Raw genomic sequence first — 10,891 nt, 5'->3', positions numbered from 1 at the left:
CCCCAGGAGCCCCGTAGCGGCGGCTTCGGTGGTGGCGGTGGCCGTCGTGGTCCGGGTGGCGGCGGCGGTGGCGGCGGTGGATTCGGCGGCGGCGGCGGTGGTCGTCGTGGCCCCGGCGGCGGTGGCGGTGGTTTCGGGGGTGGTGGCGGCAACCGCTACTGACCCTCAGCAGCCCGGCCTAGCCGGGCTCCACCTTGGTGCCATGCCTCAGGCAGTGCCCCGGTGTCATTTCCCGATTTCAGACAAGCTTGGTCTCCCGAGATTCCCAGAGCTTGTCCCCCCCATTTCCTTTTGGAATTCCGTTTGACGGGAAGGTGATCTTGGCCAAGACCAATTATTCGTTCGAAAAGCGTCAGCGGGAACTGGAAAAAAAGCGCAAGCAGGAAGAAAAGCGCCTGCGCAAGCTGGAGGGCAAGGGCAGCGCCGAGGATGAGGCGGAGGATGGCATGGTGGATGCGTCGCCCCCCGTTGACCAGGAGGATCCGGCGCCGCCGGCGGGCTGAACTTCGCCTGCCTGTGCTCCGGCTGGTGATCGGCCCGTTCGGGCAACAGGATTCAGCAAGGCCCCGTCAAGCGGGGCCTTGCCGCGTTAACGGCCCCTGGGCTTCAAGGTACGTGGGTCATGCGGTGTCGAAGTGTTCCAGCATCAGCTGGATGCTCGCCACCCCGTTGTACTCGTTCACGGCGAGGCGAAAGGCGGCATGGATGGACGGCCCCGCGGGCTCGGCGCGGTTGAACTGGATGGCGTCAATGCGGGTGTTGCCCTTGCGCAGTTGCAGTTTCAGATGCTTGTCCTTGAGGATGCGCTGATTCTCCACCCGGAAGGTGTCGTCAAATACCGGTGCGGCAAAGCCCTGCCCCCAGATCTCCCGTTCCAGCAGTCGGGCGGTTTCCAGGTTGTAGAGGCTGTCCTCCAGCGGGCCGTCGGTCTCCAGGCTGCGGGTCAGGTCGGCCGGGTCGATCAGGCCTTGCACCACGTCCTCGAAGGTGTTCTCGAAACGGCCCAGATCATCTTCACGGATGCTCAGCCCCGCCGCCATGGCGTGGCCGCCGAACTTCAGAATCAGGTCAGGTTCCCGTTTGGTGACGAGGTCCAGGGCGTCCCGCAGGTGCAGACCGGGGATGGAGCGGCCCGAGCCCTTGAGTTCGCCAGCATTGCCCCGGGCGAAGGCGATGGTGGGGCGGTGGAACTTCTCCTTGATGCGCCCGGCCAGGATGCCGATGACCCCCTGGTGCCATTCCGCTTCGAACAGCACCAGACTTGAACGGGCCCCCGGGTCGATGGCGTCGAGTTCGGCCATGGCGCCTTCCTGCATGTTGGCCTCGATGGCGCGGCGTTCCCGATTGAGCTTGTCGAGTTCCTGGGCAATATTGAGGGCGCGACCCACGTCGTCGGTGATCAGGCATTCGATACCCAGGGACATGTCGGCCAGGCGGCCCGCGGCGTTGAGGCGCGGGCCAAGGGCAAAGCCCATGTCGAAGGTTGTGGCCCGGGCGGCGTCCCGGCCTGCGGCGGCAAAGAGGGCCCGGATGCCGGGCTGCATGCGGTCGGCGCGCATGCGCTGGAGCCCCTGGGAGACAAGGATACGGTTGTTGTGGTCGAGCTTGACCACGTCGGCCACGGTGCCCAGGGCCACCAGGTCGAGGAGGTCGGCCAGGTTGGGTTCGGCCCTGCCTTCGAAGGCACCCCGTTCGCGCAACTCGGCGCGCAGGCCCAGCATGGTGTAGAACATCACGCCCACGCCGGCCAGGGCCTTGCTCGGGAAGGGGCAGCCGGGCTGATTGGGGTTCACGATCACATCGGCCTCGGGCAGCGTGTCGCCGGGCAGGTGATGGTCGGTGATGACCGTGGCGATGCCGTGCTCCCGGGCGGCAGCCACGCCTTCCACGCTGGCGATGCCGTTGTCGACGGTGATGAGCAGGTCGGGCGCCATGCCGGCCGCCAGTTCGACGATGGCCGGGGTGAGGCCGTAACCGTATTCGAAGCGGTTGGGGACCAGATAGCCGACCTCGGCCCCGAAGGCGCGCAGGGCGCGGATTCCCACGGCACAGGCGGTGGCGCCATCGCAGTCGTAGTCGGCGACGATCACCATGCGCGCGCCGGCCTCGATGGCGTCGGCGAGGATCTGGGCGGCCTCGCGGACACCCTTGAGCTGCGCCGGCGGCAGCAGGGCCTTCAGGCTGTAGTCGAGCTGATCCCGGTTGTCGATGCCACGGGCCGCGTAGATGCGCGCCAGCAAGGGATGGGTGCCGGCGTCGAGCAGGCGGCTGACGGCGCGACTGGGGATCGGGCGGGGCAGGATGCGGGTCATGGGTTGGCGCTATCGGGTTTGGGGGCGGTTGCCAGCAGGGCGGCCAGGGGCTTGGGTTTGCGCCAGAATTTCCAGAGGCTGGAGGTCGTGACATCGAGCTCCAGCAGATGCCGGTCGTCCGGTACCCGAATACGTACACGCCTGAGGCGGCGCGCTTTGAGGTCCATCAGGACGGGGGCGAACCAGCGGGATTCGAGCTGCTGGAGTGCATCCGTCCAGGCATTCTGGTCATGATGCAGGGCCGGGCGCTGCAGGGCGTCCACCAGGGCAAGCGCCGCGCCGGTGGTGGCGGGGGCGTAGCGGTTCGCCGGCGTAGCCGTGACGCCGGCCAGGCGTGCCAGGCCGAGGGCGAAGGGCTGGCACGCCTGCACCGTCGCCACCTGCGGGGCGCAGTCGGCCTGCCCGGCGCCCGCGCCCCACAGCCAGACCCCGTTGATGGTGCGCTGGCCCGCCGCTTCCCGGGCGGCATTCACCGGATGGCTGTAGAGCCACACTTCCAGCTCGTTGGAGAGACGCGCCCAGCGGCCGACCTCGCTTCCTTCCGGCAGGAAGAGTTGTACCGGCCTGCCATTGACGTCGGCCAGGGGGTGGAAATGGGGGGCGGGGCGCGCCTGAAGATGGACGTACCAGCGGTCGGGGGCGGGTGCCTCGAAGCGTCCGATGTCGGAGAAGGTGTCATTGAGACCGGCCATCAGAGTGTCGGCTTCCTGGCGCGTGATGGCCAGCCCGCTGGCATCGGCGAGCAGCAGGGTGTCGCGGGCGAAATGCAGATGTACCGGGTCGCAGCACAACCAGTGGCCGTCCGGCGACGGTGGTGACGCTTCGCCGCTACGCCGCAGCAGGGCATGGGAAACATCGTTCCTCAAGCCCAGGGCTTCCGCGAGCAGGGCGTCCGTGTGGCGGGGGGGCGCCCAATGGCCGCGGGAAAGTCCGAGCAGGGCGGCGAGCGCCGGGAGGTGCAGGGGGTGCGAGGGGTGCTGGCCCGGGTAGCTGGCAAGCCAGCTCAGTCCGGGGATGATCAAATCAAGTTGCATCAGAGGGCGCCGGGTTGGCCTGGCAGGGGAGCTTGATCTGCCGGGAGAGGCGTTTGAAAGGTGTTGGGCAATTTTCGCTGAGATCGACAGGGGCCCGTCAAAGCCCCGTCATTTTAACGAGCTGCGGCGCCCTTATCGAGGGGCATTCCCCGCCGGAAGGGTGATCCACTTTGCGGCAAAGGCCGTGGAGCACTTGCGCGCCTGCTCCGTCCCGAGGTTGCGGGTCTCGCTGAACCGGCAGAGGGGCGAGGTATCGCCGCCCAGGAATTCCTCGGTGGCCAGGCGCAGGCCACGGGCGTCGGGAAAGGTGGCGGAGATCGCACCCGAGGGCTGAAATCCGCCCCGCTGCAGTGAGCGGGCACTGTCGGTCAACAGGAACAGGAGCCGGCCATTGGCCAGGGGCTTGTGGTCGTCGGATGGGGGCAGGGTGACGGTGGTGCCGGGCTCAAGCCGCGCGTCGGGGCTGAACGGGTTGGGGTACAGCAGGGTAAGGCGGCTTTCGTCCGCCTGCAGGATGTACAGATGGCCGGGGCGGTCACTGGCAATCCGGAGCGCGGCGGCGCCGTCGGTACGCCGGAGGGGAAGGATGTCGAGCTGGCGACGGTTGTCGCGCTGGGCATGGATGGCCTCAAGGAGGCGTCGGGGAGCGTCCTTTCCCGACGGGTCGGATGCCCATGCCAGCGGGGACGGGATCAGGGCCGGATTGCCGGCCAGCGTCAGGTGCTGCTCCCCCGGCAGGCGATCCAGATGTGCCTGGGCGCAGGCGCGCAGGGTCTCCCCATCGGCCAGGCCGGTGGCGCCGGAGGCTTGGCCCTCGAAACAGGCCAGCAGCGCCTGGGTGGCCAGCCCACCGCGTTCGTCCTCGAAGGCGGCGCGGTTGCGGCCGGCCAGCAGAAGCTGGAGGTTGGCAGGCAGGCCGGCCCGTTCGAAGGTGTCGCCGCTGCATGCCGCATCCGGTGGGAGCTGGCGGGTGAATCGATTGCGCTGCCCGGGGGCCGGCCGTTGCTCCTCACCCCGGCCTGCGTCAATGATCAGGAAGACCTTGTCGGCACGGGCGGACAGGCTCCCCAGGTAGCGGTGCAGCTCGGTCGCGGTGAATGGCTGCCGATCCCGGGTGAGGAAGGCGTCGCCGCATTCCCGGGCGCCCCGCGGGCGGGCCCCGTCGGCCGCGATGTGGATGAAGGCGCGGTCCTGCTCGCCGATCCGTGCGTCAAGGTCGGCCAGGGCCTGGCGCAGGCCATCGAGGGTCAGGGCCTCGCCCGAAAGGTGGCGGATGTTGGCGTCGGGGACGCCCATCAGGCTTGCGATGCGGCCCGCTTTGGCGGCGTCGGCCGCGCCCTGCCCGTCAGGTGTCGGGGGCGTGAGCGAGAGGATCAGGGCGTGATGGCTGGCCCGGGTGGGGCTGCGTGGCAAGGCGGGAGTGCCGCGCAGGGGCGATGAAGGAGGCTTGGCAAGGGTGTCCGGGGCGGGCTGGCTGTCCAAGTCGGTGCTGTCCCGGCGGATCCAGCCACTGCGGTTGCCGGTGCTCTCCACCCGGACCCATTCGCCGCGCACTTCAAGCACTTCGACGCTGCTGCGTCGGTGCACTTCCGCCACTCGGAAGGCGAAGGGCGACGGACTCTCGCGGAGCGTGTCGGGTCTTGTGACCAGTGCCGTCCCGGCGCAGCTGAGGGCGGGCAGGGCGACAAGCAGGGCGGTAAGGGCGGCGCGGAGCATGGGCAGATTCCTGGTCGGGCGAAATCGGGTCGGGCTGCAGATTGATTCATACGCACTCGGTTGCCCCGGGGCTGACCCAGAAGCCCTGCGGCAGGGGATTGTACTGCCCGCACGGGTCAGGATACCCAGTCCCTGCCAACTCCGGCACAATGCGCGCTCGCGTCGTGTTTCCGCGTTTCCGGTCTTTGTGCTGATGTCCTATGAATTTCTCGTCGGCCTGCGCTACACCCGCTCCAAGCGGCAGGCGCAGGGCCGCAACCGCTTCATTTCCTTCATATCACTGGTGTCCATGCTGGGGATCGCCCTGGGTGTGGCGGCGCTCATCGTGGTGCTGTCGGTGATGAATGGCTTCCAAAAGGAATTGCGCACCCGCATCCTGGGGGTGGCGTCCCATGTCCAGGTAAGTGGTTTCGACGGCGAGCTGGCCAACTGGCAGCGCGTCGCCGACGAAGCCGCCAAGCACCCGCAGGTGCGCTTTGCGGCCCCCTTCGTGCAGGCCCAGGGCATGCTCTCCTTCGACCAGACCGTGCGTGGCACGCTGATCCGCGGCATCCTGCCCGATGCGGAAGACAAGGTGGCCGACTTTGCCCAGCACATGCGCTTCGGGCGCCTGGACGACCTGCGTGCCGGTGAGTTCGGCATCGTGCTGGGGGCCGATCTGGCGCGGGCGCTGCGGGTGTCCATGAACGACAAGGTGACCCTGATCGCCCCCCAGGGCCTGGTCACACCGGCCGCCATCCTGCCGCGCCTCAAGCAGTTCCGCGTGGTGGGCATCTTTGAAGTGGGGATGTATGAGTACGACTCCAGCCTGGCTCTGGTCCATCTCAACGACGCCCAGGCGCTCTATCGCTTGGAAGACCGGGTGTCCGGCGTGCGCCTGAAGCTCGACGACCTCTTCAAGGCCCCCCGGGTTGCCCGTGAGCTGAGCGCCTACGTGGATGCGGATACGGTGGTGTCGGACTGGACGCGCAGCCACGCCAACTTCTTCCGCGCCGTGCAGATCGAAAAGAACGTGATGTTCATCATCCTGCTGCTGATCGTGGCCGTGGCGGCCTTCAATATCGTGTCCACCCTGGTGATGGCGGTGCAGGACAAGCAGGCCGACATCGCCATCCTTCGCACCCTGGGGGCCAGTCCCGGTTCGATCATGGGAATCTTCGTGATCCAGGGGGCGCTGATCGGCTTCATCGGCCTGGCGCTGGGGGTGTTGGGGGGCGTCGGCCTGGCCCTCAACATCGATGTGGTGGTGCCGGCCATCGAGCGTGCTTTCGGCATCCAGTTCCTGGCCAAGGATGTCTACTACATCTCCGATCTGCCCTCCGAGCTGCAGTGGTCCGACGTGCTGACGATCACCTCCGTGTCCTTCGTGCTGACCCTGGTGGCGACCCTGTATCCGAGCTGGCGGGCCTCCCGCCTCAATCCGGCGGAGGCCCTGCGCTATGAGTGAGCTGGCCATGCAGCAGCCGGTGATCGCGTGCCGCGATCTGTCCAAATCCTTCCGCGAAGGGGAGGATGCGGTGGAAGTTCTGAGCAAGGTGTCCCTTGAGGTGGCCCGGGGTGAGCGGGTGGCGGTGGTGGGCTCGTCCGGGTCCGGAAAGAGCACCCTGCTGCATCTCCTCGGCGGTCTCGACGCCCCTTCGGCGGGCGTGGTCAGGCTGCTCGGGCGCGACTTTTCGACCATCTCCGATGGGGAGCGCGGGCGCCTGCGAAACGAGTCGCTGGGCTTCGTCTACCAGTTTCACCATCTGCTGGCCGAGTTCTCGGCCCTTGAGAACGTGGCCATGCCGCTCTTCGTGCGGCGCCTGAAGAAGGACGAGGCCCTCGCCCGGGCGGCCGAGACCCTCAAGGCAGTGGGGCTGGGGCATCGCCTCAGCCATACGCCGGGCGAGCTGTCGGGTGGGGAGCGCCAGCGTGCGGCCATCGCCCGCGCACTGGTGACGCGTCCGGCCTGTGTGCTGGCCGACGAGCCCACTGGCAACCTCGACCGCCAGACCGCAGAGAAGGTGTTTGCCCTGATGCTGGAATTGGCCGAGGAGCAGGGCACCAGTTTCGTCATTGTCACCCACGATCCCCAACTGGCATCCCGCGCCAGCCGGATCCTGCAGTTGCGAGACGGAGTTCTGACTGCGGGCGGGTGAGCGTCCGGCCGGCACAGCGCTTCGTTTAGGTTTTGTGGTGTTCCCTCAAGTTTGTAGGCACCCGTGCCGATAGGGGGTCGGAAACAATGTTTAACGACCAAGACCCTGTCGGAGAAACCCATGAGTGCGTTTTTTTCCCCTGCCGTCGCTATCCTCAACCGGATGCGCTATCCGGCGAAGTTCACCTTGCTGGGTGTGATTGCCCTCTTTGTGGTCGGTTTTCTGCTGGCACAGCTGGCGTTGTCACTGCGGGCAAGCATTGATTTCACCGAGCATGAGCTGGATTCCATTCGGCGGGTGCCGAAGGTGCTCAAGGTGGTCGAGCTGGCCCAGCAGCATCGCGGTCTGTCATCGGGTGTGCTGAACGGCAATGAGGAGTTGCGCCCCCGCCTGCAGAAAAAGACCGAGGAGCTGGTCGTGGCCATGAAGGCCGCCGACGAGGCCATCGCGGCGGATGCGGCGCCCACCGCCCATCGGCGCTGGAGCGAGGTGCGAAGCGGCTGGGAAGCACTGCGCAGCGGTGGCCTGCAGATGGCCCCGCGGGACAACCTCCAGGCCCATACCCGGCTTATCCGCACGGCTGTCCTGGCCCTCCATGATCTGGGCGACGATGGCAACCTGACCCTCGACCCCTCGGCCGACACCTACTACCTCATCGATAACACCCTGCGTCGGGTGCCCGACGTCTCCGAACGCCTCGGGCGCTTGCGCGCCTTGGGCACGGGCGTGCTGGCGGCCAAGGCGCTGGACGACCAGCGGCGCTTTGACATCAGCACCCAGCTTGGCGAGCTGAACATGGCGGTGCTCGATCTCAACGAGAACTTCGAACGTGCCGCTGGCGCGAACCCCCGTGTCCGACCCGTCCTGGAAGCCTTGGGCAAGGAGTTCAACGAGGCATCGTCGCGGGTTGTCGACCAGTTGCAGAATCATGTTCTCAAGGGCGAGTTCGAGATGCCCTCGTCCGCCTACTTCGACATGACCACCAAGGTCATCAATTTGGTGTTCACCAAAACCTATGACACGCTGATACCGGAAACGACCAGCCTCCTTGACGCACGGCTCGCCGATCTGAAGCGGGATTTCCTGATTGCTGCCGTACTTTCCAGCCTGTCCCTGCTGGTTCTCCTCTACTTGTCGGTGGGCTTTTGCGTTGCCGTGATGCGCTCGGTGGAGGAACTCAGTTCGGGGGCCCGGGAGCTCGCGGCCGGTAACCTCCGCAGTCGTATCGACTTCTCGGCGCGGGACGAGTTGAAGCAGGTGTCCGATCAATTCAACCAGATGGCCCAGTCCTTCTCCAGCGTGATCGCCAAGGTTCAATCGGGGGCTGATGGCGTGGCGGGATCGGCCGTATCCCTGGCCAGCTCCGCATCCATGGTTTCCGCCGGCTCCGAGCAGCAGAGCGAGGCAGCGTCAAACATGGCGGCGGCCGTGGAGGAAATGACCGTCGGTATTGAGGAGATTGCCTCAAGTGCATCTTCCGCCGAGGGGATCTCGGCGGAGTCCGGGCGTCTGTCCAGTGACGGTGGGGCCGTGGTGGCCCGCACGGTGGAGGAAATGGAGCGTATCGCCGTTTCGGTGCGCGAGTCCGCTTCCGTCATCCAGGATTTGGGCGACCAGTCGGCGCGTATTTCCACCATCGTGAACTCCATCAAGGAGATTGCCGATCAGACCAATCTGCTGGCGCTCAACGCGGCCATCGAGGCGGCCCGGGCCGGCGAGGCTGGGCGCGGCTTTGCGGTGGTGGCGGACGAGGTGCGCAAGCTGGCGGAGCGTACCGCGAAGGCCACCGACGAGATCACAGGGATGGTGACCGCGATCCAGAAAGGCACAGATCGGGCGGTCGAGACCATGCAGGGCGGTGTGATACGGGTTCAGGAAGGCGTGGTGCTGGCCGGTCAGGCGGGTCACTCCATGGATCAGATCCGTGAGGGGGCAAGCCAGGTGGTGCGTGCCATCACGGATATCTCCCAGGCCTTGCGTGAGCAGGGCACTGCGAGCACCGATATTGCCCGTAACGTCGAACGGATCGCCCAGATGGCCGAGCAGAATTCCAATGCCGTGCGGGATACCGCCGGAACCGCCCGGCGCCTTGAGAATCTGGCCCAGCAGTTACGTGCGGAGGTTTCCCACTTCCGCATCTGATGCGTCGTCACCTGTCGACTCGTTTAGAGAGGCCGCGCGCCCAGGCCCGCGGCCTCTTTCGTGGCACAGTCAATCCCCCCGCACCCCCTCAGTGCCGCCGGCGCTTGCGCCAGTGGTGGATCAGGTAGGTCCGCCAGGCGATCCGGGTCAGCAGGTAGCCGGTGACCGCCAGGCATGAAGCCAGCACCACCAGGCCCAGGGCCAGGGGCCGCCCGAGGGCGATCATCCAGTCTGCAAGGGCGGCTACCCCACCCAGCACATCTCCGCCGGACCACTCGGGCGGCGGCGTGAAACGGGCCTCGCCCCGGCCCAGCAACGCCTCTCCCATGGAGAAGGCCAGGATGTACAGGGGCACGATGGTGAACGGGTTGGTGTACAGCGTGGTGAGCAGGGCCAGGGGCAGGTTGACCCGCAGCAGCACACATCCCAGCGCAGCGCCGAGCATCTGGAATGGCCCGGGGATCAGGCCGCAGAACAGGCCCGTGGCAATGGCGCCCGCCGCGGAATGCCGGTTGAGGTGCCACAGGCGTGGGTGGAACAGGGTCGAGCCAAACGGGGCGAGCCAGCGGTTGGTGGCCAGCGACGCATGGTCAGGCAGGTAGCGTTTGAGCAGTCGGCGCATGGGATAGGGGGAAAGGGCGGGCGGTCGCCACCCCTGCACCGATTCTAACCGAGGCTGCAGGTCTTGGTGATTTGCTCCGCTCGGGCTAGATTCCGCCCATGCGAATTATGTCTTTGGGATTTTCTGGCGGCATCCTCATGGGCCAGTTGGCTTCCGCACTCCCCTCGGGCGCGGCGCAGCTGGCGGGGGCCGCCACTGCGTGCGCCGCCGGCGGGCTGGCGTGGGGCGCATCTCGGCGATCGGGGCGGGCGATGATGTGGTGGCGTCGGATCCTCGTATTCCTCGCGGCCCTCCTTGCCGGCTGGAGCTTCGCCGCCTGGCGCGCGGACCTCCGGCTCGCCGATGCCCTGCCCGCGGAGTGGGAGGGACGTGACGTGGTGCTGAGGGGTGTGGTGGCGTCCCTGCCCCAGGACTTCGAGCGCGGCGTGCGCTTCAATTTCCAGGTGGAGGGCAGCGCGGCGCCGGTGCCGGCGATGATCTCCCTGGCCTGGTACCGGGGCTTCCGGGACGAGGAGATGCATGTCTTGCCCCCGATCCATGCGGGCGAGCGCTGGTCGCTCACGGTGCGCCTCAAGCGGCCCCATGGCAACCTCAACCCCCACGGCTTCGACTACGAAGGCTGGCTGCTGCAGCAGGATATCCGGGCCACCGGCTACGTCCGGCCGGCCGAGGGCAATCGGCTTATGGACGCCCGGGTGCCGGGCCTGGCCCATGGGGTGGAGCGTGTCCGCGAGACGGTACGGCAGCGCTTCCGGGATGCTCTGCCGGATGCACCCTATACGGGGGTGTTGGTGGCGCTGGCCGTGGGTGACCAGCGCTCGATTCCGCCGGCGCTGTGGAAGACCTTTGCCCGCACCGGGATCTCCCACCTGGTGGCCATCAGCGGCATGCATGTCACCATGGTGGCGGCCTTCTTCGCCGCGCTGG

General features: G+C 67.2%; 9 protein-coding genes. 5 read left to right on the top strand and 4 right to left on the bottom strand.

What is annotated here, in order from left to right:
• Window positions 1–320: 320 nt before the first annotated feature.
• Window positions 321–503 (top strand): hypothetical protein, encoded by a 183-nt coding sequence (locus tag J0L98_RS19880; protein ID WP_296413739.1) that lies wholly within the window; start codon window positions 321–323, stop codon window positions 501–503.
• A gap of 117 nt (window positions 504–620) precedes the next feature.
• Here the strand turns inward: J0L98_RS19880 and recJ are convergent, their stop codons facing one another.
• The 3 genes from recJ to J0L98_RS19865 form a co-directional block, all read right to left on the bottom strand.
• Complete coding sequence (gene recJ, locus J0L98_RS19875; RefSeq protein WP_296413738.1) at window positions 621–2,312, bottom strand: single-stranded-DNA-specific exonuclease RecJ; 1,692 nt, start codon at window positions 2,310–2,312, stop codon at window positions 621–623.
• A complete protein-coding gene (locus tag J0L98_RS19870) occupies window positions 2,309–3,346 on the bottom strand; it encodes a hypothetical protein (protein ID WP_296413737.1) in 1,038 nt (345 codons plus the stop codon). Before J0L98_RS19870 ends, recJ begins: the two co-directional genes overlap by 4 nt.
• A 132-nt stretch (window positions 3,347–3,478) precedes the next feature.
• Window positions 3,479–5,062, bottom strand: a complete 1,584-nt coding sequence (locus tag J0L98_RS19865) for a DUF4384 domain-containing protein (protein ID WP_296413736.1) — start codon at window positions 5,060–5,062, stop codon at window positions 3,479–3,481.
• Between the two features lie 193 nt (window positions 5,063–5,255).
• On the opposite strand from J0L98_RS19865, the gene J0L98_RS19860 reads away from it, so the two are divergent.
• From J0L98_RS19860 to J0L98_RS19850, 3 genes are all read left to right on the top strand, one after another.
• Complete coding sequence (locus J0L98_RS19860) at window positions 5,256–6,509, top strand: lipoprotein-releasing ABC transporter permease subunit (RefSeq protein WP_296413735.1); 1,254 nt, start codon at window positions 5,256–5,258, stop codon at window positions 6,507–6,509.
• Window positions 6,502–7,200, top strand: a complete 699-nt coding sequence (gene lolD / locus J0L98_RS19855; protein WP_296413733.1) for a lipoprotein-releasing ABC transporter ATP-binding protein LolD — start codon at window positions 6,502–6,504, stop codon at window positions 7,198–7,200. The genes J0L98_RS19860 and lolD overlap by 8 nt, the downstream gene beginning before the upstream one ends.
• Before the next feature lie 120 nt (window positions 7,201–7,320).
• Window positions 7,321–9,342, top strand: coding sequence for a methyl-accepting chemotaxis protein (locus J0L98_RS19850; protein WP_296413730.1), 2,022 nt, complete (start codon window positions 7,321–7,323; stop codon window positions 9,340–9,342).
• Window positions 9,343–9,430: 88 nt separating this feature from the next.
• Here the strand turns inward: J0L98_RS19850 and J0L98_RS19845 are convergent, their stop codons facing one another.
• Complete coding sequence (locus J0L98_RS19845; RefSeq protein WP_296413728.1) at window positions 9,431–9,964, bottom strand: DUF2062 domain-containing protein; 534 nt, start codon at window positions 9,962–9,964, stop codon at window positions 9,431–9,433.
• 98 nt (window positions 9,965–10,062) lie between these two features.
• On the opposite strand from J0L98_RS19845, the gene J0L98_RS19840 reads away from it, so the two are divergent.
• The coding region (locus J0L98_RS19840; RefSeq protein WP_365955166.1) for a ComEC/Rec2 family competence protein at window positions 10,063–10,891 on the top strand (829 nt) is incomplete at its 3' end.

The sequence above is a fragment of the Zoogloea sp. genome (genome assembly GCF_017302315.1).
Lineage (GTDB): Bacteria > Pseudomonadota > Gammaproteobacteria > Burkholderiales > Rhodocyclaceae > Zoogloea.
The sequence above is the reverse complement of the archived record's forward strand: the minus strand, read 5'-3'. Positions and strand labels throughout refer to the sequence as shown.

What these genes read in the sequence shown, in the direction of transcription:
- J0L98_RS19850 (WP_296413730.1), top strand. Translation starts at nt 7,321, where the DNA reads ATGAGTGCGTTTTTTTCCCCTGCCGTCGCTATCCTCAACCGGATGCGC.
- recJ (WP_296413738.1), bottom strand. Translation starts at nt 2,312, where the DNA reads ATGACCCGCATCCTGCCCCGCCCGATCCCCAGTCGCGCCGTCAGCCGC.
- J0L98_RS19860 (WP_296413735.1), top strand. Translation starts at nt 5,256, where the DNA reads ATGTCCTATGAATTTCTCGTCGGCCTGCGCTACACCCGCTCCAAGCGG.
- lolD (WP_296413733.1), top strand. Translation starts at nt 6,502, where the DNA reads ATGAGTGAGCTGGCCATGCAGCAGCCGGTGATCGCGTGCCGCGATCTG.
- J0L98_RS19865 (WP_296413736.1), bottom strand. Translation starts at nt 5,062, where the DNA reads ATGCTCCGCGCCGCCCTTACCGCCCTGCTTGTCGCCCTGCCCGCCCTC.
- J0L98_RS19845 (WP_296413728.1), bottom strand. Translation starts at nt 9,964, where the DNA reads ATGCGCCGACTGCTCAAACGCTACCTGCCTGACCATGCGTCGCTGGCC.
- J0L98_RS19870 (WP_296413737.1), bottom strand. Translation starts at nt 3,346, where the DNA reads ATGCAACTTGATTTGATCATCCCCGGACTGAGCTGGCTTGCCAGCTAC.